This window comes from Micromonospora cynarisoli (assembly GCF_030518815.1).
GTDB classification, from domain to species: domain Bacteria; phylum Actinomycetota; class Actinomycetes; order Mycobacteriales; family Micromonosporaceae; genus Micromonospora; species Micromonospora wenchangensis.
Genome location: NZ_CP130426.1, coordinates 7,230,835 through 7,249,254, shown reverse-complemented (window position 1 = coordinate 7,249,254; position 18,420 = coordinate 7,230,835). Strand labels below are relative to the sequence as shown.

At 73.6% G+C, this 18,420-nt stretch carries 21 protein-coding genes and 1 riboswitch; of the genes, 4 read left to right on the top strand and 17 right to left on the bottom strand.

Annotation, left to right across the window (positions count from 1 at the left end):
• Positions 1-5 precede the first annotated feature (5 nt).
• From pheS to Q2K16_RS31785, 8 genes are all read right to left on the bottom strand, one after another.
• On the bottom strand, positions 6-1,085 hold the full coding sequence (gene pheS, locus Q2K16_RS31820) for a phenylalanine--tRNA ligase subunit alpha (RefSeq protein ID WP_302742326.1): 1,080 nt from the start codon (positions 1,083-1,085) through the stop codon (positions 6-8).
• Between the two features lie 170 nt (positions 1,086-1,255).
• A complete protein-coding gene (locus Q2K16_RS31815; RefSeq protein ID WP_302742324.1) occupies positions 1,256-2,137 on the bottom strand; it encodes a TrmH family RNA methyltransferase in 882 nt (293 codons plus the stop codon).
• 31 nt (positions 2,138-2,168) lie between these two features.
• Positions 2,169-2,561: a 50S ribosomal protein L20 gene (gene rplT / locus Q2K16_RS31810; protein ID WP_030335718.1), complete on the bottom strand. Its 393-nt coding sequence runs from the start codon at positions 2,559-2,561 to the stop codon at positions 2,169-2,171.
• Positions 2,562-2,594: 33 nt separating this feature from the next.
• Complete coding sequence (gene rpmI / locus Q2K16_RS31805) at positions 2,595-2,789, bottom strand: 50S ribosomal protein L35 (RefSeq protein WP_088645193.1); 195 nt, start codon at positions 2,787-2,789, stop codon at positions 2,595-2,597.
• Between the two features lie 18 nt (positions 2,790-2,807).
• Positions 2,808-3,458: a translation initiation factor IF-3 gene (gene infC / locus Q2K16_RS31800; protein WP_302742323.1), complete on the bottom strand. Its 651-nt coding sequence runs from the start codon at positions 3,456-3,458 to the stop codon at positions 2,808-2,810.
• 374 nt (positions 3,459-3,832) lie between these two features.
• Positions 3,833-4,303 carry a PH domain-containing protein gene (locus Q2K16_RS31795; RefSeq protein WP_302742322.1) on the bottom strand — a complete coding sequence of 157 codons (471 nt, stop codon included), beginning with the start codon at positions 4,301-4,303 and terminating at the stop codon, positions 3,833-3,835.
• 176 nt (positions 4,304-4,479) lie between these two features.
• Positions 4,480-5,325: an ATP phosphoribosyltransferase gene (gene hisG, locus Q2K16_RS31790; RefSeq protein ID WP_302742320.1), complete on the bottom strand. Its 846-nt coding sequence runs from the start codon at positions 5,323-5,325 to the stop codon at positions 4,480-4,482.
• A gap of 46 nt (positions 5,326-5,371) precedes the next feature.
• Positions 5,372-5,635, bottom strand: coding sequence for a phosphoribosyl-ATP diphosphatase (locus tag Q2K16_RS31785; RefSeq protein ID WP_067305135.1), 264 nt, complete (start codon positions 5,633-5,635; stop codon positions 5,372-5,374).
• Positions 5,636-5,872: 237 nt separating this feature from the next.
• Here Q2K16_RS31785 and Q2K16_RS31780 point away from each other — a divergent pair, with 237 nt between their 5' ends.
• The 3 genes from Q2K16_RS31780 to Q2K16_RS31770 are packed head-to-tail and all read left to right on the top strand — an operon-like array spanning position 5,873 to position 8,363.
• The gene (locus Q2K16_RS31780) at positions 5,873-6,742 is read left to right on the top strand and encodes an ABC transporter substrate-binding protein (protein WP_302742319.1); all 870 of its coding nucleotides are present in this window, start codon (positions 5,873-5,875) and stop codon (positions 6,740-6,742) included.
• Positions 6,743-6,747: 5 nt separating this feature from the next.
• Positions 6,748-7,617: an amino acid ABC transporter permease gene (locus tag Q2K16_RS31775; RefSeq protein WP_489671836.1), complete on the top strand. Its 870-nt coding sequence runs from the start codon at positions 6,748-6,750 to the stop codon at positions 7,615-7,617.
• A gap of 2 nt (positions 7,618-7,619) precedes the next feature.
• Positions 7,620-8,363, top strand: coding sequence for an amino acid ABC transporter ATP-binding protein (locus tag Q2K16_RS31770; protein ID WP_302742317.1), 744 nt, complete (start codon positions 7,620-7,622; stop codon positions 8,361-8,363).
• A gap of 100 nt (positions 8,364-8,463) precedes the next feature.
• Here the strand turns inward: Q2K16_RS31770 and ribH are convergent, their stop codons facing one another.
• The 7 genes from ribH to rpe all read right to left on the bottom strand — a co-directional run bounded on the left by ribH (position 8,464) and on the right by rpe (position 14,676).
• Complete coding sequence (gene ribH / locus Q2K16_RS31765; RefSeq protein ID WP_088645198.1) at positions 8,464-8,964, bottom strand: 6,7-dimethyl-8-ribityllumazine synthase; 501 nt, start codon at positions 8,962-8,964, stop codon at positions 8,464-8,466.
• 2 nt (positions 8,965-8,966) lie between these two features.
• On the bottom strand, positions 8,967-10,244 hold the full coding sequence (locus Q2K16_RS31760; protein ID WP_302742315.1) for a bifunctional 3,4-dihydroxy-2-butanone-4-phosphate synthase/GTP cyclohydrolase II: 1,278 nt from the start codon (positions 10,242-10,244) through the stop codon (positions 8,967-8,969).
• Complete coding sequence (pnuC, locus tag Q2K16_RS31755; protein ID WP_302742313.1) at positions 10,241-10,936, bottom strand: nicotinamide riboside transporter PnuC; 696 nt, start codon at positions 10,934-10,936, stop codon at positions 10,241-10,243. The genes Q2K16_RS31760 and pnuC overlap by 4 nt, the downstream gene beginning before the upstream one ends.
• Entirely contained in the window at positions 10,933-11,598 is a 666-nt protein-coding gene (locus Q2K16_RS31750) for a riboflavin synthase (RefSeq protein ID WP_302742311.1), read from the bottom strand. Before Q2K16_RS31750 ends, pnuC begins: the two co-directional genes overlap by 4 nt.
• 1 nt (position 11,599) lies before the next feature.
• The gene (ribD, locus tag Q2K16_RS31745; protein ID WP_302742309.1) at positions 11,600-12,661 is read right to left on the bottom strand and encodes a bifunctional diaminohydroxyphosphoribosylaminopyrimidine deaminase/5-amino-6-(5-phosphoribosylamino)uracil reductase RibD; all 1,062 of its coding nucleotides are present in this window, start codon (positions 12,659-12,661) and stop codon (positions 11,600-11,602) included.
• A gap of 140 nt (positions 12,662-12,801) precedes the next feature.
• Positions 12,802-12,972, bottom strand: a riboswitch (FMN riboswitch).
• 62 nt (positions 12,973-13,034) lie between these two features.
• Positions 13,035-13,994 carry a response regulator gene (locus Q2K16_RS31740; protein WP_302742308.1) on the bottom strand — a complete coding sequence of 320 codons (960 nt, stop codon included), beginning with the start codon at positions 13,992-13,994 and terminating at the stop codon, positions 13,035-13,037.
• Position 13,995: 1 nt separating this feature from the next.
• On the bottom strand, positions 13,996-14,676 hold the full coding sequence (gene rpe, locus Q2K16_RS31735) for a ribulose-phosphate 3-epimerase (protein WP_194822218.1): 681 nt from the start codon (positions 14,674-14,676) through the stop codon (positions 13,996-13,998).
• A gap of 258 nt (positions 14,677-14,934) precedes the next feature.
• Here rpe and Q2K16_RS31730 point away from each other — a divergent pair, with 258 nt between their 5' ends.
• On the top strand, positions 14,935-15,825 hold the full coding sequence (locus Q2K16_RS31730; RefSeq protein WP_302742305.1) for a septum formation family protein: 891 nt from the start codon (positions 14,935-14,937) through the stop codon (positions 15,823-15,825).
• Positions 15,826-15,969: 144 nt separating this feature from the next.
• Here Q2K16_RS31730 and Q2K16_RS31725 read toward each other — a convergent pair whose 3' ends face one another.
• Positions 15,970-17,496, bottom strand: coding sequence for an RsmB/NOP family class I SAM-dependent RNA methyltransferase (locus Q2K16_RS31725; RefSeq protein WP_302742304.1), 1,527 nt, complete (start codon positions 17,494-17,496; stop codon positions 15,970-15,972).
• Entirely contained in the window at positions 17,493-18,419 is a 927-nt protein-coding gene (gene fmt / locus Q2K16_RS31720) for a methionyl-tRNA formyltransferase (protein ID WP_302746686.1), read from the bottom strand. The genes Q2K16_RS31725 and fmt overlap by 4 nt, the downstream gene beginning before the upstream one ends.
• Between the last annotated feature and the right edge of the window lies 1 nt (position 18,420).

Below are 18,420 nucleotides of genomic sequence, written 5' to 3'. Positions count from 1 at the left end.
TCGCCCTACGCCCCGGCCCCGAACGCGCGGGTGAACCGCACGTCGCCCTCGGCCATGTCCCGCATGTCGCTGACCCCGTGCCGGAACATCACCGTCCGGTCGATGCCCATGCCGAACGCGAACCCGGAGTAGACCTCGGGGTCGATGCCGCAGGCGCGCAGCACCCTCGGGTTGACCATGCCGCAGCCGCCCCACTCGACCCAGCGCGGGCCGTCACGGTGCTCGGGGAACCAGACGTCGAACTCCCCCGACGGCTCGGTGAACGGGAAGTAGTGCGGACGCCAGCGGGTCTTGGCCCCCTCGCCGAACATGGCGCGGGCGAAGTGGTCGAGGGTGCCGCGCAGGTGCGCCATCGTGATGCCCCGGTCGACCACCAGGCCCTCGACCTGGTGGAAGACAGGCGCGTGGGTGGCGTCCAGCTCGTCGGTGCGGTAGACCCGGCCGGGCACCACCACGTAGATGGGGGGCTTGCGGGTGAGCATGGTGCGCGCCTGCACCGGCGAGGTGTGGGTGCGCAGCACCAGGCCGGAGGTCTCCGCGCCGGGCGGCGGTGCGATGTGGAAGGTGTCCATCAGCCCGCGCGCCGGATGGTCGGCGGGGATGTTCAACGCGTCGAAGTTGGTCCACTCCAGCTCGACCTCGGGGCCCTCGGCCACCTCGTAGCCCATCCCGACGAACAGGTCGCTGATCTGCTCCATCAGGGTCGACAGCGGGTGCCGCGCCCCCCGGGGCCGCCGGTCGTACGGCAGGGTCACGTCGACCCGCTCCTCGACCAGCACCCGGGCGGCCTGCTCCCGGTCGAGCACCTCGGCGCGGGCCGTGTACGCGGACTCGATCGCCCGGCGGGCCTCGTTGACCCGCTTGCCGGCGTCGGCCTTCGCGGCCGGCGGCAGCGCGCCGATCTCCCGGCGGGCCAGCGACACCGGGGACCGGTCACCGAGGTGCGCGGGGCGCAGCGCGGTCAGCGCGTCGGGGTCGGCGGCGGCGGCGAACGCCTGCTCGGCGTCGGCCACGGCCCCGGCCAGGGCGGCCGGGTCGAGCAGGGCGACCTGCTTCGGGTCGTACGGATCGTTGCGGTAACTCATGGCGTACGGGCACTCCCTCACGGCGGCGCCGGCCCTTCCGGGCGGCTAGGCGAGTCTACGGACGCGCGGCGGTGCCGCAGCCCGCCGGTGGGAGTTACGCGCGGAGGAAGGTCAGGCCCACCGCCCGCCGACACCGGCGGGCTGGCTAAACGAACGCCGTGGCGCGTTCCTCACGTGACCGGCTCCCCTGCTGGGTGTGCGCCCGACCGGGGTCGGCGCAGTGCTCGGGCTGAAGCGTACAGGCAGACGGCGGCAGCCGCAGCCAGGTTCAGGCTCTCGGCCCGCCCGTGCAGCGGCACCCGGACCCGGGCGTCGGCGGCGGCGGTCAGCTCCCCGGGCAGACCGTGCGCCTCGGCACCGAACAGCCAGCCGGTGGGGGCGGCGAGCCGGCCCTGGTCGGCGAGGTCGTCGAGGTCGCTGTCGCCGTACCCGGTGGTGGCGAGGACGGTGAGCCCGGCGGCCCGCAGCGCGTCGACCACGGCCTGCGGGTCGGCGGCGCGGACCACGTCGACGTGGAACAGGCTGCCGGCGGAGGCCCGCACGCACTTGCCGTTGTACGGGTCGACGGTGTCGCCGGCGAAGACCACCACGCCCGCGCCGGCCCCGTCGGCGGTGCGCAGCACGGTGCCGGCGTTGCCCGGGTCACGGATGCCGGCGAGCACCGCGACCAGGCGGGGGCCGCGCGCCAGGGCGGCGTCCAGTGGCACGTCGAGGTGCCTGCAGACGGCGACCACGCCCTGCGGGGTGACGGTCTCGGTCAGCGCGGCCAGGGCCTCGTCGGTGACCTCGGAGACGGGCAGGTCGGCGCGGGCGGCACCGGCGGCCAGGTCGGCGTGCCGGTCCAGCGCGGCCGGGGTGCCGAACAGCTCCACCACCGTGCCGGTGCGGTCGAGGGCCTCGCGGACGGCCTGCGGCCCCTCGGCCAGGAACCGGCCGGTGGCGTCACGGTCGCGTCGGCGGTGCAGCCGGCGGGCGGCGACCACCCTGGGCGTACGCGGGGTGAACGGGCCGGTGACGGCGTCGAGGCGTCTCCCGCGCGGTGGTGACTGCATGGGAGACGCCTCGATCTGCTGCCGGGGTGGGTCAGGCGGCCTGGGCCGCGGCGCCACCGGTGCCCTCGGCCGCCACGGCGGCGCGGGCCAGCTCGACGATCGCGGCGAACGCCGCGGCGTCGTTGACGGCCAGGTCGGCCAGGATCTTGCGGTCGACCTCGATGCCGGCCAGGCGCAGGCCCTGGATCAGCCGGTTGTAGGTCATGCCGTTGGCCCGGGCGCCAGCGTTGATGCGCTGGATCCAGAGCTGCCGGAAGTCGCCCTTGCGGTCACGACGGTCCCGGTAGGCGTACTGCATCGAGTGCAGCACCTGCTCCTTGGCCTTGCGGTACAGCCGGGAGCGCTGACCGCGGTAACCGCTCGCGGTCTCCAGCAGGGTACGACGCTTCTTCTGGGCGTTCACAGCCCGCTTGACGCGTGCCATCTCAACTCCTTGTTAGGTTAAAGGTGGCGCGCGTCAGCGGCCGAGCAGCTTCTTGATGCGCTTGACGTCGGACTTGGCCAGCTCGACCGTGCCGGTCAGCCGCCGGGTCTGGGTGGACGGCTTCTTCTCCAGGTTGTGGCGAAGGCCGGCCTGCTGGGCGACGATCTTGCCCTTGCCGGTCACCTTGACCCGCTTGCCCATACCCGTGTGGCTCTTCATCTTCGGCATGTGGAACGTCTCTCCCTGTTACTGGCCGCTGGCGTCAGCGGTCGGGCCGGTCTCGCCGGCTGCTGCGGTCTCGCCGGCCGCCGGGGTCGCGTCACCTGAGGGGGCGGCCGATTCCTCCGCGGCCCGGTCCCGGGGGCCACCACGGGACGCCGTGGCGGCGACCGCGGATGCCTTGACGGCCCGGTGCGGAGCGAGAACCATGATCATGTTACGGCCGTCCTGCTTCGGAGCGGCCTCGACGTATCCCAGGTCCGTGATCTCGGACTCGAGCCGGCGCAGGAGCCGGTAACCCAGCTCCGGGCGGCTCTGTTCGCGACCGCGGAACATGATCGTCACCTTGACCTTGTCGCCGGCCTTGAGGAACCGCACCACGTGACCCTTCTTGGTCTCGTAGTCGTGCGGGTCGATCTTCGGCCGGAGCTTCATCTCCTTGATGACGGTCTGCTGCTGGTTACGCCGCGCTTCGCGCGCCTTGAGTGCGCTCTCGTACTTGAACTTGCCGAAGTCCATGAGCTTGCACACCGGCGGGCGCGCCATCGGCGCAACCTCGACCAGGTCCAGGTCGACGTCCGCGGCCAGCTGCAGGGCGCGCTCCAGCGGGACGATGCCCACCTGCTCACCCTCAGGGCCGACCAGTCGGACCTCACGTGCCCGGATCTGTTCGTTCACGCGTGGTTCGACGCTGATGTGGCCTCCTCGAGTCGAGTCTGCTGCGTGGCCGACCCCGCGTGGCCCCCGGGTGGGGGCGACCCGGAAAGCAGAAGGCCCCGGCGCATGCCAGGGCCCGCTCGACCGGTCGGCACGATCACATGATCGCGCATCCGGCACCGGGACGGACCCGGAACCGGTGACCGGACCCGGCCGCCTCGGGGGCGACTCGGGTGGGAGCAGGCGCTCCGCTTCGGGACCACCCACACGCCACAGGCGGGGGCAGTCTGGTCGACGTGGCAACACTACACCCCGGCGCAGCCATCCCCCAAACCGGGCCCGCAGGTCAGCACGGTACGAGAACCCCGGCAGCGGGCGGCGGAGGGGCGGGGCGGTCAGCGGGCCGGGGCGCCGCCGAGGTCGGCCAGGTGGGCCTGGTGCAGCCGGCGCAGCGCGCGGACCCCGTCGACCGCGATCTCCTTGTCGGCGGCCTGGAGCGCCACCATCGGCAGCAGGTCGTCGTCGTGCAGCTCCAGGCTGGCCCACGGCGCGCCCCGGTCGAAGCGCACCCCCCGGACGACCTCCCAGGGCAGCTCGTACGAGCCGAGGATGTTGCGCACCCGGACCCCCCGGGCGTCCGCCTCGACCCGGGGCCTGGTGAACAGCAGGATGCCGAGCGCGCCGAGCACCCCGAGGCCGACCATGGCGACCTGGTCGCCGCGCTGGAAGGTGCCGTAGCCCTCGCCGGTCGCCCCGGTCAACGAGGTGGCCACCAGGCTGAAGACCACCAGCAGGGCGATCGCCGAGGCCCAGCAGACGACCCGGATACGACGCGGCCTGAGACGGATCAACGCGGTGTCGCTCACCGGTCCAGTGTGCCATCCGGCCCCGGCAGGCGTCGCGCCGCCACCCGCCCCCCCGGGGCTGGTGGGGTCGGGTGGGTCGGGACGACGGGGCCGACACAGCGGTGTCCGCGGGGGAAGATGCCGCTGTATCGGCCCCACAACGGTCGAGCCCGAGGGCAGGCCGGGCGGCCCCGGGGTCAGAGGCGGCAGGCGTGGATGTTGGTGACCAGGATGGCGCGGGCGCCCAGCTCGTACAGCTCGTCCATGATCCGGTGCACGTCGTCGCGGAGCACCATCGCCTGCACGGCGACCCAGCCCTCCCGGTGCAGCGGGGAGACCGTCGGCGACTCGATGCCCGGGGTCAGGCCGCTGGCCCGGTCGAGCAGGCCGGCCGGCACGTCGTAGGCGAGCATCACGTACCGGCGGGCCACCAGCACCCCGTGCAGGCGACGCAGCAACTGCTCCGCCTGCGGGTGGGCCGGCGCGCCGGCCCGGCGGACCAGCACCGCCGAGGAGCGCAGCAGCGGGTCGCCGAACACGACCAGCCCGGCCTGGCGCAGCGTCGCGCCGGTCTCCACCACGTCGGCGACGACGTCGGCGACCCCGAGCCGGATCGCGTTCTCCACCGCGCCGTCGAGCCGGATCACGTCGGCCTTGACGCCCAGCTCGCCGAGGTACCGCTCGACCAGCCCCGGGTACGCGGTGGCGATCCGGTGCCCGCCCAGCTCCTGCACGTCGCCGACGTCCTCGGGACGGGCGGCGAAGCGGAAGGTGGCCCGGCCGAACGCCAGGTCGACCACCTCCTCGGCGGGCGCGCCGGAGTCGATCAGCAGGTCCCGGCCGGTGATCCCGACGTCGAGGTCACCCGAGCCGACGTAGGTGGCGATGTCCTTCGGGCGCAGGTAGAAGAACTCGATGTCGTTGGCCTCGTCCGGGCAGACCAGGTCCTTGGGGTCGGTGCGCTGGCGGTAGCCCGCCTCACGCAGCATCTGGGCGGCCTTCTCGGCCAGGGCCCCCTTGTTGGGTACGGCGACACGCAGCATGACGGAGTGCTCCTTCGATCGGATCAGATCAACGACGCGGGCGCACTCACAGATGTCGGTAGACGTCCTTCAACTCCAGACCGCTGGCCAGCATCAGCACCTGCACCTGGTACAGCAGCTGGGAGATCTCCTCGGCGGTGCGCTCCGGGCCCTCGTGCTCGGCGGCCATCCACGACTCGGCCGCCTCCTCGACGACCTTCTTGCCGACGAAGTGCACCCCCTTGGCCAGGGCGTCGACCGTGCCGGAACCCGGCGTGCCGGCGGCGGCCTTGGCCTGGAGCTCGGCGAACAACTCCTCGAACGTCTTCACGGAACCGGATTCTTCCAGCCGCCCACCGACGCCGTGCGCTCCGGGTCCGGCCGGGTCGCCCCGCCCACACCACGTTCCCGCAGGCTGGGACGGGGCCGGGGACGCCGGACGCCCCGGCCGACCGGGGCGCGGGTCACCGGCCACCGGCAACGGGCCGGACACGTTTGCACATCGATCTCCCATCTACCTGATGGGACACCCTTCGAGGGATCGGTGCTCTTCTCTATCCTGGCGGCCATGGTCAGCAGCAGCTCACGTACCCGCGCCGCCGCCACCGCCGCCGTGCTCCTCGTCGCCGTGGCCGGATGCGCACCGCAGGACCCCACGCCCACCCCCGACGCCGTCCCCACCGCGGCGTCCTGCGCCAAGGACAGCCTGAAGACCCGGACGCCGGGCAAGCTCACCGTCGCCACCGACGAACCCGCGTACGAGCCGTGGTTCAAGGGCGACAAGCCGGACAGCGGCGAGGGTTTCGAGTCCGCCGTCGCGTACGCGGTCGCCGAGAAGCTCGGGTACACCCGTGCCGACGTCACCTGGATCCGGGTCAAGTTCGACACCGCCATCGCCCCCGGCCCGAAGACCTTCGACTTCGACATCAACCAGTTCTCCATCACCGAGGAACGCAAGCAGGCGGTCGACTTCTCCGCCCCGTACTACCTGGTGCGGCAGACGGTCATCGCGCTCAGGTCGTCGAAGATCGCCGGAAAGAAGTCGGTGGCGGACCTGAAGAACGCCAAGCTCGGCGCGCAGGTCGGCACGACCAGCTACCAGGCGATCACCGCCCTGATCAAGCCCTCGGTCAAGCCGCAGGTCTACAACAGCAACGACGACGCCAAGAAGGCCCTGCAGAACGGCCAGATCGACGGGCTGGTGGTCGACCTGCCGACCGCGTTCTACATCACCGGTTCGGAGGTCACCGACGCCACCATCGTCGGCCAACTGCCGCAGGTGGGTGCGCCGGAGGCGTTCGGGCTGCTGCTGGACAAGGACTCCCCGCTCACCCTCTGCGTCAGCCGCACGGTCGGTGAACTCGCCGAGGCCGGCACGCTCAAGCAGCTGGAGCAGAAGTGGCTCGCCCAGGTGGCGGGGGCGACCGAACTCCAGTGAGCCGGGTGTCACCAGCCAACGACAGCCCGCCGGTGGACCGGCCGTACCTCCCGTCGGCGGCGCAGCGGCGGCGGGCCGCGTACCGGCGTCGGCAGACGACCCGCAGCGTGCTGGTCGCCGCCGCCTCCACGGCGGTGCTCGGCACGCTGCTGGTCGTCGCGGTCACCGGCGCACCCGGCTGGGACCGGGTCCGCCGGTCGTTCCTCGACCCGACGATCGCCCGCGACGCCCTGCCGGAGGTGCTCGCCGGGCTGTGGCTCAACGTCCGGCTGCTGGTCTGCTGCGCCGTCGGGGCGCTGCTGCTCGGCCTGCTGATCGCCCTGCTGCGGACCCTGCGCGGGCCGGTCTTCTTCCCGGTCCGCGCGCTCGCCGCCGGCTACACGTACACCTTCCGTGGCCTGCCGCTGATCATCGTGCTGTACGTGCTCACCCTCGGCGTGCCCGGCCTGCGGTTGCAGGGCATGCCCCCGGTGCTGGTGCTCGGCGGGCTGGCGCTGGTGCTCACCTACGGCGGCTACCTGGCGGAGGTGTTCCGGGCCGGCATCGAGTCGGTCCACCCCAGCCAGCTCGCGGCGGCCCGCTCGCTGGGGCTGACCTACCGGCAGACCATGCGGCACGTGGTGCTGCCGCAGGCCGTCCGACGGGTCGCGCCGCCGCTGCTCAACGACGTGGTGGCGTTGCAGAAGGACGTCGGCCTGGTCTCCCTGGCCGGTCCGATCGACGCCGTCCGGGCGGCCCAGATCGCCACCGCGCAGAACTTCAACTACACCCCGTACATCGTGGCCGGGGTGCTGTTCGTGCTGCTCGCCATCCCGCTGATCGCGGTCACCGACTGGGTGACGCTGCGTGCGGCCCGACGCCAGTCCGGAGGCTGAGAATGGCCGTGCTGACCTGCCGGGGGCTCCGCAAGGAGTTCGGCGGCCGGGTGGTGCTCGACGGGCTCGACCTGACCGTCGACGAACACCGGGTGGTGGCCCTGATCGGGGCGTCCGGGTCGGGCAAGTCGACGCTGCTGCGCTGCGTCAACCTGCTGGAGGAACTCGACGACGGGACCATCACGCTCGACGGCGAGGAGATCTCCGGCCCCCGGGTCGACCCCGACCGGGTCCGCCGACGCATCGGCATGGTCTTCCAGTCGTACAACCTGTTTCCGCACCTGAGCGTGCTGGAGAACGTCACCCTCGCGCCGCGCCGGGTGCACCGGCGGGCGCGCGCCGACGCCGAGGCGCAGGCCCGGGAGCTGCTCGCCCGGGTCGGGTTGGGCGACCGGGCGGACACCTACCCGGACCGGCTCTCCGGCGGCCAGCAGCAGCGGGTGGCGATCGTCCGGGCACTGGCCAACTCGCCCCGGCTGATGCTGCTGGACGAGGTCACCTCGGCGCTCGACCCGGAACTGGTAGGCGAGGTGCTGGCGATGATCCGGGACCTCAAGGCCGACGGGATGACGATGGTGCTGGCCACCCACGAAATGGGGTTCGCCCGGGAGGTCGCCGACCAGGTCTGCTTCCTCGACGCCGGCCGGGTGGTCGAGGCCGGGCCGCCCGCGCAGGTGTTCGGGGAGCCGACCCAGCCCCGTACCCGGCAGTTCCTCAGGCGGATCATCGAGGCCGGCCGGCTGTAGCCGCGGGGTGCCCTCAAGTGGCGCGATGTTGCGGGGTCCGACGGCCGTGGACCCCGCAACATCGGCCCACCAGGCCCAACCCAACGGCCCCGGCGGGTGGTCAACCGGCGAAGCCGACCCGGTGGCCGTTGGCCGTGGACACGGCCCGAACCGCCAGCGCGGCGTCCAGGGCGGCGACCGTCGCCGACCAGCCCTTGTCCTCGGCGGAGCCGGGCAGCCCCGCCCGGTCCCGGGCCTGGTCGAGGTTCTCCACGGTCAGCACCCCGTGCGCCACCGGCTTGCCCTCGTCCAGGGCGACCCGGGTCAGGCCGTCGGTCACCGACCGGCAGACGTAGTCGAAGTGGGCGGTCGCGCCGCGCACCACCACACCCAGCGCCACCACCACGTCGCAGCGCCGGGCCAGCGCCTGCGCCACCACCGGCAGCTCCACCGAACCGGCCACCCGGGCCGTCACGACCCGCGCCCCGCACGCCTGCGCGGCGGCCACCGCCCGGTCGAGCATGTGGTCGGTCAGCTCGCCGTGCCAGCGCGCCGCCACCACCCCGACGGTCAGCCCGGCGGCGTCCACCGGGGTCACTCCGGGTTCACCGAAACCCGCCATCGTCATGCTCCGATCTCGTCGCCGGGGACCGGCCGGCCCAGCGGGGCCTCGGTCACCTCGTCCAGCTCGTCCAACAGGTGGCCCATCCGGTCCCGCTTGGTCCGCAGGTAGCGGACGTTCTCCGGGTGCGGCCGGACCGGCAGCCCCTCCCGGCCGGTGACAATCAGCCCGTACCCCTCCAGCCCGGCCCGCTTGGCCGGGTTGTTGGTGAGCAGCCGCATCGACCGCACCCCCAGGTCGTAGAGGATCTGCGCGCCGGTGCCGTAGTCCCGGGCGTCGGCCGGCAGGCCCAGGTCGAGGTTCGCGTCCACGGTGTCGCGGCCCTGGTCCTGGAGCTGGTACGCCTGGAGCTTGTGCAGCAGGCCGATGCCGCGCCCCTCGTGCCCACGCACGTAGAGCACCACGCCCCGCCCCTCCCGGGCGACCCGGGCCAGCGACGCCTGCAACTGCGGCCCGCAGTCGCAGCGCAGCGACCCGAAGACGTCCCCGGTCAGGCACTCGGAGTGCACCCGGACCAGCACGTCGTGGCCGTCGCCCAGCTCACCGAAGACCAGCGCGACGTGCTCGGCCGGGTCGTGTTCGGCCCGGTAGCCCAGCGCCCGGAACACCCCGTACGGGGTGGGCATCCGCGCCTGCGCCACCTGCTCCACCTGCTTCTCGTGCCGCCGCCGGTAGGCGACCAGGTCGGCGATGGTGACCAGGGTGAGCGAGTGCTCGGCGCAGAACTTCTCCAGGTCCGGCAGGCGCATCATGGTGCCGTCGTCGTTGACCAGCTCGCAGAGCACCCCGGCGGGGCGCAGCCCGGCCAGCCGGGTCAGGTCGACCGCCGCCTCGGTGTGCCCGGGGCGACGCAGCACCCCGCCGGCGCGGGCCCGCAGCGGCACCACGTGGCCGGGGCGGGCCAGGTCCGTCGGATCGGTGCCGGGGTCGGCGAGCAGCCGGATGGTGTGCGCCCGGTCGGCGGCCGAGATGCCGGTGCTGACCCCCTCCCGGGCGTCCACGGTCACCGTGTAGGCGGTGCCACGCCGGTCCTGGTTGGTGTGGTGCATCGGCGGCAGGTCCAGCCGGTCGCACTCCGCCTCGGTCAGCGGCACGCAGACGTAGCCGGAGGTCCAGCGGACCATGAAGGCGAGCAGCTCCGGGGTGGCCAGCTCGGCGGCGAAGATCAGGTCGCCCTCGTTCTCCCGGTCCTCGTCGTCGACCACCACCACGGGCCGGCCGGCGGCGATGTCCGCCACCGCCTCCTCGATCCGGGCGAAGGTGACCGCCTGGGTGCTCATGCCACGACCTCCGAGTAGGTGGACGGAATCCGTGTCGACGCCGTACGGCTGGCCCGCGAGGTGCGCCACCAGGCGGCGAAGCCCCAGCCGCAGAGCGCGCCGTAGACCAGGTACATCGCCGCCGAGGGGTAGAAGCCGCCGCGCAGCAGCAGCGGCACGCCCACCGCGTCCACCGCGATCCAGACCAGCCAGAAGTCCACCCAGCCCCGGGCCATCCCGTAGGTGGCCAGCAGGCTGCCGGTGAGGATCCAGGCGTCCGGCAGCGGCCCCCACGAGCCGAGCGCGGCGAGCAGCGGGTAGCCGAGCGCGGTGCCGAGCACGGCGGCCAGCAGCAGACCGAGCCGTTCCCGGCCGGTGGCCCAGCGGGGGCTGACCGCCGGGGCGTCCCCGCCCTGGCGGCGGTTGCGCGACCAGCGCCACCAGCCGTAGACGCTGACCGCGAAGAAGAAGACCTGCCGGCCGGCCTGGCCGTAGAGGTCGTGCGCCTGCGGGGTGGCGAACACGCCGCCGAGGAAGACGGTGAACAGCAGCCCGTTGCCGATCATGCCGACCGGCCAGGCCCAGACCAGCCGGCGCAGCCCGAGCAGCGCCGAGACCAGCCCGAAGGCGTTGCCGACGATCTCCCGGACCAGCACCGGGGAACCGACGACGTACACCTGCGCGTCGAGCAGCCAGCCGACCGGCCCGCTCACCGCACCCCTCCGGCGGCATCCCCGGGCACCACCGGTGCGGTGCCACCGGGCCCGACCGGGCCGGCGGGCAGGCGGGCGTCGAGGAGGCGTTCGACGTACTTGGCGAGCACGTCCACCTCCAGGTTGACCGGGGCGCCGACCCCCCGCCCGCCGAGCGTGGTGAGCTTGAGGGTGGTGGGGATCAGCCCGACGGCGAACCAGTCGTCACCGACCGCCGCCACGGTCAGCGACACCCCGTCGACGGTGATCGAGCCCTTCTCCACCACGTACCGGGCCAGCGCGGTGGGGAGCCGGAACCGCAGCGTCTCCCACTGCGCGGCCGGTTCCCGGGAGAGCACCTCACCGACGCCGTCGACGTGGCCCTGCACCAGGTGCCCGCCGAGCCGGCTGTTCAGCGCGGCGGCCCGCTCCAGGTTGACCGGGTCGCCGGGGCGCAGCCCGCCGAGCGCCGAGCGGCGCAGCGTCTCGCCCATCACGTCGGCGGTGAACACCCCGCCGTCGACGTCGACCACGGTCAGACAGACGCCGTTGACCGCGATGGAGTCGCCGTGCCGGGCGTCGGAGGTGACCAGCGGGCCGCGGATCGCGACCAGCGCCGAGTCACCCCCGGTGTCGGCGATCCGGACGACCTCGCCCAATTCCTCGACGATGCCGGTGAACATCTCAGGCCTCCCTCTTCCGGGGCAGCGCGGTGATCCTCAGGTCGGACCCGACCCGGGTAACGTCGGTGATCTCCAGATCGATGGCGTCGGCGATGGTCGTCACACCCGCGTCGACGAGCGCGGTCGGGCCGGCCCCGAGCAGCTTCGGCGCGACGTACCCGACGACCCGGTCGACCAGGCCGGCGGCAAGGAACGCCCCGGCCAGCCGGGGACCGCCCTCCAGCAGCGCGGCGCGTACCCCCCGGCGGTGCAGTTCGGCCAGCAGGGCCGGCAGGTCGACCCGGCCGTCCGGGCCGGCCCCGACCTCCGCGACGGTGGCGATCCAGGTGCGGGCGGCGCCGTCGCGGACCCGGGCGTCGGCGGGGGTACGTCCCGCGCTGTCGACCACCACCCGCAGCGGCTGGCGGATCGCCAGGGTGCCGTCACGCAGGTTGCGGGCGGTCAGCCGGGGATCGTCGGCGAGCACGGTGCCGACCCCGGCGACGACCGCGTCGACCGTGCCGCGCAACGCGTGCACGTCCATCCGGGCGGCCTCGGAGGTGATCCACATGCTGCTGCCGTCGGCCGCCGCGGACCGGCCGTCGAGGGTGGCGGCGTACTTCCAGATCAGGTACGGCCAGCCGCGCCGCATCGAGGTCAGCCAGGCGACGTTGCCGGCCTCGGCCTCGTCGGCGCGTACCCCGAACTCGACCCGCACCCCGGCGGCGCGCAGGGTGGCGGCGCCGCCCGAGGCGACCGGGTTGGGGTCGGGTACGGCGATGACCACCCGGGCGATGCCGGCACGGATCAGCGCGTGACTGCACGGGCCGGTGCGACCGGTGTGGTCGCAGGGTTCCAGGGTGACCACGGCGGTGCCGCCCCGGGCCCGCTCGCCGGCCTGGGCGAGCGCGACGATCTCGGCGTGCGGCCCGCCGGTGTAGGCGTGGAAGCCCTCTCCGACGACGACGCCGTCCGCGTCGAGCAGCACGCACCCGACGACCGGGTTGGGGCTGGTGGTGCCGAGGCCCCGCGCGCCCAGTTCGATGGCACGACGCATCGCCTCGTCCACGGAGACGCCGCCCATGCCCTGCCCTCTCGCTCGCCGGTCCCCGCGCGGGCGGTACGGGAGCAGGCGGGCAGGCGGCGGCGGAACCGGGAACGGCAGGGCCGCCCCCCGGGGAGCCGACACGGTCGCAGAGACGCCCGCGCAGGCCCGCCCCGCCCGCGCGCTGTCTCCCATCCGGACTGTCGGGGGTGCGGACGGACCGCTCCCCCACCGTCGGCCCCGGATTCTCACCAGGTCCACCGGGCGGCACAGCCGTCCGGGTCGCGGGCTTACCACGTTGACCGTGGATCACCGCCGGTTCGGAATTTCACCGAGCCCCGCCAGCGCGTGGTGGGTACATGCGAAGTCTTACACGTCAACCCGGGGAGTCCGCCACCTCCAGCGTGCTACTTCACACCCCGTCGGCCCGTCGCCTGTCGACCGCGACGTATGACCCCGGTTGGCTCTTGGCGACCGTTTTCATCTCACTGGCCACGGCGATCGCGGCCAGCGGGTCGGTGAAACGCTTGCGGGCGTCGGAGAGCGAGACGCCGATCGACAGGGTGACCAGGGCGGCCCGCCGGATGTTGCCCCGCCGGTCCTTCAGCTCGACGAAGCCGCGTTCCCGGTCGGTCGGGTCGTAGAGGGTGTCGGCGGTCTTCTCGAAGTCGACCACGGCCCGGGAGGTCAGCGGGCGGATCTGGTCGGGGGCGCAGACGATCACGAAGTCGTCGCCGCCGACGTGGCCGAGGAAGGCCGGCGGCAGCCCGATCGCGACCACCGCCCGGTACAGGCTGCGGGCCAGCGCGGAGATGAACTCGTCGCCCCGCACGAAGCCGTACCGGTCGTTGACGCTCTTGAACCGGTCGATGTCGATGTAGCCGACGGCGTAGTCGACGCCGCTGCGGACCCGGTCGCTGATCTCCCGGCGGATCCGGCTGTTGCCGGGCAGGCCGGTCAGCGGGGAGACCTCGCGGAACTCCTTGTTGCGGCGCAGCGTGGAGCTGACCCGGGCCACCAGCTCGGCGGTGTCGAACGGCTTGACCAGGTAGTCGTCGGCACCGGCGCTGAGCCCGTGCACCTTGTCCACGGTCATGCCCTTGGCGGTCAGCATGATCACCGGCAGGGCCGAGGTGATCGGGTTGGCGCGCAGCCGGCGGGTCAGTTCCAGGCCGTCGATGCGCGGCATCATCAGGTCGACCACGGCCAGGTCCGGCTTGTGCTGCTCGATCATGTCGAGCGCCTCCTGGCCGTCACCGGCGTGCAGCACCTCGAAGCCGTGCAGCCGCAGGTTGAACTCGACGAAACGGGCGATGTCCTCGTCGTCGTCCACGACCAGGATCACGTCGGGACGGTCGCCGCTGGGCTCCACCTCAGGCCCCGGCGTTGGCGCGCTCCGCCAGCCCGCGCAGGCGGCGTACCGCCTCGGCCGGGTCGTCCGCCCCGTACACGGCGGTGCCGGCGACGAAGGCGTCCGCGCCGGCCGCCGCGGCCTGCTCGATGGTGTCGGCGGCGATCCCGCCGTCGACCTCGATGCGCAGTTCCAGGTGGCCGCTGTCGACGTGCCGGCGGGCCGCCCGCACCTTGTCCAGCAGTTGCGGGATGAACCGTTGCCCGCCGAAGCCGGCCTTGATGGTCATGATCAGCAGGGTGTCGAAGCTGGGCAGCAGGTCGAGGTACGGCTCGATCGGGGTGTCCCGGTCGATGGCCAGCCCGGCCTTGGCCCCGGCCGAGCGGAGGTCCTTGGCGAGGGCGACCGGGTCGTCGCACGCCTCGGCGTGGAAGGTGACGTTGTACGCGCCGGCGTCGGCGTAGCCGGGGGCCCACCGCCGCGGGTCGGTGATCATGAGGTGCACGTCGAACGGAAGCCGGGTCACCGCCCGCAGGCTCTGCACCACAGGCAGGCCGATGGTCAGGTTGGGCACGAAGTGGTTGTCCATCACGTCGACGTGCAGCCAGTCCGCGGCGTCCTCGACGGCGCGGACTTCATCGGCGAGGCGGGCGAAATCGGCGGCGAGGATGCTGGGCGCGATGATCGACGGCGGTACGGTCACGGGGCCAGTGTACGAACGCGGCCATCCGCCGCGGACAGCACGGCACCATGAGCGACGCCCTGTGACCCAGGCGTGACCCGTGGTGCACCATCGGCTCCTTTTCCCGGCAGTCGGGGACGAGGAGCCGGTGCCGACTGGCCGAACGGCCCGCAAGAGAGAACACTCCATCAGGGACGGTCACGTATGATGCTCGCCCGGCGGCGGGCGACGCCGGGTGGGGCACGGCGACGGGCCGCCGATCCCCGGAAAGGGCGGACGATGCGACGGTGGCTCGTGGCGCTGGCGCTTGCCGGCACGGTGACGGTGGCATTCAGCGGCTGCGTGCCGCAGCACGGTGCCGACGGCGACCTGCTCGACGACTGGCCGGTGCTGCCGGTGGCCCAGTCGTTCGTGCCCGCCACGGACGCCTGCCTGCCCCGGATCACCCCGGTCGTGCAGGCCGGCACCTACGAGACGGTGGACTGCGCACGCAGTCACCTGGCCGAGACCATCCACGTCGGGACGTTCACCGGCGCGGTGACCCGGGGTGAGCGGCCCGAGCCGGGCTCCGCCGCGTTGCGTCCCGCCCGCACCGAGTGCGACCAGCGGGCCCGCGACGTCCTCGGGGGCGACTGGCACTCGGCCCGGCTGACCATGAACATCGCGCTGCCGGCGAACTCGGCGTGGAACAGCGGTGCGCGCTGGTTCCGGTGCGATCTCAGCGAGACCGACAGCATCGACAACACCCGGCCGGTCAACCGCGTCGGCAGCCTGCGCGGGGCGATGATCGGCGACAATCCGCTCAGCCACCGCTGCTTCGATCCCAAACTGATCGGCAACAACCTCAACTACATGGCCCCGGTGCTCTGCTCCGAGCCGCACCGCGCCGAGTTCGTCGGCGTCTACCTGGAGCGCAGCGACCTGAGCTGGGCCGATTTCAGTCGCGCCAACCAGCGGGTGCACCGGCGGTGCATGGCGTTGATCGCCGGCTTCGCCGAGGTGCCCAACAACAGCGAACTGCCGTACCGGGCCGGGTCGATCTTCTATCCGCCGTCGCAGCGGGAGTGGGAGGAGGGCGACCGGGGCATCCGCTGCTTCCTGTGGAGCGACGACCGGAAGCTGACCCGCTCGATGCGCGGCGTCGGCCCCAAGGGCCTCCCCGCCATCTGACCCACCCCCCCTGCCCGTACGCCGGCGCGCGGTTGCCGCCCTCGGTGATCAAGAGGTTCGCGTCATCCGGCGACGGACCGTTGACGCAATTCTCTTGATCACCGGGGGTGGGCGGAACGGTGACGGGGACGGGGCAGGGCGGGGTCAGGTGCGGCGGAGGAGGGCCAGGAACATGGCGTCGGTGCCGTGGCGGTGCGGCCAGAGCTGGACGGTGGGGCCGTCGCCCAGACCGGGCATGCCCGGCGGCAGGACCGTCCGGGCGTCGACGAAGTCCGCCGGCACCCCGGCGCGGCGGGCCGCCTCGGTGACCGTCACGTGCGTCTCCACCGTGTGCGGGGAACAGGTGACGTAGCCGACCAGCCCACCCGGACGGGCCGCCCGCAGCGCGGCGGTGAGCAGTTCACGCTGCAACCGGGTCAGCGGCGGCAGGTCCGACGGCTGCCGCCGCCAGCGCGACTCGGGCCGGCGGCGCAGCGACCCCAGCCCGGTGCACGGGGCGTCGACCAGCACCCGGTCGAAGTGCCCCTCCGGCAGTTTCGGATCGGCACCGACCGTGCGCCCGTCGGTGTGCAGCACACTCACCGGCAAACCCCGGGTGGCCTGCTCGACCAGCCGGGCCCGGTGCTCGGAGACCTCCACCGCCGTCAGCCGGGCACCCCGCTGCGCGGCGAGCGCGCCGAGTAGGCCCGCCTTGCCCCCGGGGCCGGCGCACAGGTCCAGCCAGCGACCGTCGTGACCGTCCAGCGGGGCCGTCGCCAGCGCGTTCGCCACCAGCTGGGAACCCTCGTCCTGCACGTGCGCCCGGCCGTCGGCCAGCGCCGGCAGGTCACCGGGCGCGCCACCGGCCAGGTAGACCGCGTACGGGGAGAATGCGCCAGGCGCGCCGCCGACCTCGTCGGCCAGCTCGACCGGGTCGACCCGGCCCGGGCGGGCGCACAGGTGCACCGGCGGGCGCTCGTTGTCCTCGATCAGCAGGCGGGTCACCTCGCCCAGGTCACCGCCGAGGGCGTCGGCGAAGGCCCGCACGATCCACTGCGGGTGGCTGTAGGTGACGGCCAGGTGGCCGACCGGGTCGGCGGCCATCGTCGGGGCGAGCTTGGCCGTCCACGCGTCGACGTCCTGGCCGGCCACCTCGCGCAGCACCGCGTTGGCGAAGCCGGTGGCCCCCTCCCCCACCGTGCGGACCAGGTCCACCGTGGAGGACACGGCGGCGTGCGCCGGAACCCGGGTGTGCAGCAGCTGGTAGGCGCCGAGCCGCAACGCGTCGCGGACCGGCGGGTCGATCCGCGCGACGTCCCGGCCGGCCGCGGCGGTGAGGATCGTGTCGAGGGTGCCGAGCTGCCGCAGGGTGCCGTAGGTCAGCTCGGTGGCGAAGGCGGCGTCCCGCCCGGCCAGCCCCTGCTCGCGCAGGATCGCCGGCAACACCAGATTGGCGTACGCGTCGTCGCGGTGCACCGCCGCGACCGCCTGGTAGGCGGCGTACCGGGGCAGGTCCACTGCCGGGCGGACCGGTCGGCCGGGTCGCCCGCCACGCCGGTCGGCCCCGGCCCGGTCGCCCCGACCGTCGGTGCGGGCGGGGCGGTCGCCCCGGGTGCCGCCGGACGGCCGCCGGTCGTCGCCGCGCCGGTCGGTGTCGGCCGGACGGTCCGGGCGTGCGGTCGGCCCGGTCACGCGAGCTCCTCCCCGACGCCGACCCGGACGCCACGCGCCCAGTCGGTCGCCGGCATGGCCTTCTTGCCCGCCGCGCGCACCTCACCGAGCTGCACCGGCACCGTCGCCGTGCCGGCCAGCACGCGGGACTTCTCCACCAGCAGTTCTCCAGGTTTCAGGGTGGGGCCGTTACCGACCGGGGTCACCGGGCCGAGCTTGACCCGGTCGCCGCGGAACGTCGTCCACGGGCCGGGCGCGGGGGTGCAGGCACGCACCAGGCGGTCGACCGCGAACGCGGGGTCGCCCCACCGCACCCGGGCGTCGTCCACTGTCAGTTTCGGGGCCAGCGAGACCCCGTCGGCGGGCTGCGGTTCGGCCCGGGCGGTGCCCGCCGCGATCGCGTCCAGGACGGCGACCAGCAGCCCGGCACCGGAGTGGGCGAGCCGCTCCAGCAGGTCGCCGGAGGTGTCGGTGGGGCGGATCTCGTCGGTGAGCGTGCCGTAGACCGGTCCGGTGTCCAGCCCCTGCTCCAGTTGGAACACGCTGGCCCCGGTCAGCTCGTCGCCGTGCAGCACCGCGTGCTGCACGGGTGCCGCGCCGCGCCAGGCGGGCAGCAGCGAGAAGTGCAGGTTGACCCAGCCGAAGCGGGGGATCTCCAGCGCCGCCGGGGGCACCAGCGCGCCGTAGGCGACCACCGGCACGCAGTCGGGGGCCAGCGTACGGAGCCGGTCGAGGAACTCGGGCTCCCGGGGGCGGGCCGGGGTGAGCACCTCGACGCCGTGCTCGTCGGCCCAGACGCCGACCGGGGAACGCAGCACGCCCCGGCCCCGACCGGCGGGCGCGTCGGGGCGGGTGACCACGGCCACCACCTCGTGTCCGGAGGCGTGCACCGCGGCTAGGGCGGGGACGGCGACCGCCGGCGTGCCGGCGAAGACCAGACGCATC

What these genes read in the sequence shown, in the direction of transcription:
- rplT (WP_030335718.1), bottom strand. Translation starts at nt 2,561, where the DNA reads ATGGCACGCGTCAAGCGGGCTGTGAACGCCCAGAAGAAGCGTCGTACC.
- Q2K16_RS31730 (WP_302742305.1), top strand. Translation starts at nt 14,935, where the DNA reads ATGCGACGGTGGCTCGTGGCGCTGGCGCTTGCCGGCACGGTGACGGTG.
- rpmI (WP_088645193.1), bottom strand. Translation starts at nt 2,789, where the DNA reads ATGCCGAAGATGAAGAGCCACACGGGTATGGGCAAGCGGGTCAAGGTG.
- fmt (WP_302746686.1), bottom strand. Translation starts at nt 18,419, where the DNA reads ATGCGTCTGGTCTTCGCCGGCACGCCGGCGGTCGCCGTCCCCGCCCTA.
- Q2K16_RS31770 (WP_302742317.1), top strand. Translation starts at nt 7,620, where the DNA reads ATGGCCGTGCTGACCTGCCGGGGGCTCCGCAAGGAGTTCGGCGGCCGG.
- Q2K16_RS31760 (WP_302742315.1), bottom strand. Translation starts at nt 10,244, where the DNA reads ATGAGCACCCAGGCGGTCACCTTCGCCCGGATCGAGGAGGCGGTGGCG.
- ribD (WP_302742309.1), bottom strand. Translation starts at nt 12,661, where the DNA reads ATGGGCGGCGTCTCCGTGGACGAGGCGATGCGTCGTGCCATCGAACTG.
- Q2K16_RS31815 (WP_302742324.1), bottom strand. Translation starts at nt 2,137, where the DNA reads ATGCAGTCACCACCGCGCGGGAGACGCCTCGACGCCGTCACCGGCCCG.
- hisG (WP_302742320.1), bottom strand. Translation starts at nt 5,325, where the DNA reads ATGCTGCGTGTCGCCGTACCCAACAAGGGGGCCCTGGCCGAGAAGGCC.
- pheS (WP_302742326.1), bottom strand. Translation starts at nt 1,085, where the DNA reads ATGAGTTACCGCAACGATCCGTACGACCCGAAGCAGGTCGCCCTGCTC.
- Q2K16_RS31750 (WP_302742311.1), bottom strand. Translation starts at nt 11,598, where the DNA reads ATGTTCACCGGCATCGTCGAGGAATTGGGCGAGGTCGTCCGGATCGCC.
- ribH (WP_088645198.1), bottom strand. Translation starts at nt 8,964, where the DNA reads ATGGCGGGTTTCGGTGAACCCGGAGTGACCCCGGTGGACGCCGCCGGG.
- Q2K16_RS31780 (WP_302742319.1), top strand. Translation starts at nt 5,873, where the DNA reads ATGGTCAGCAGCAGCTCACGTACCCGCGCCGCCGCCACCGCCGCCGTG.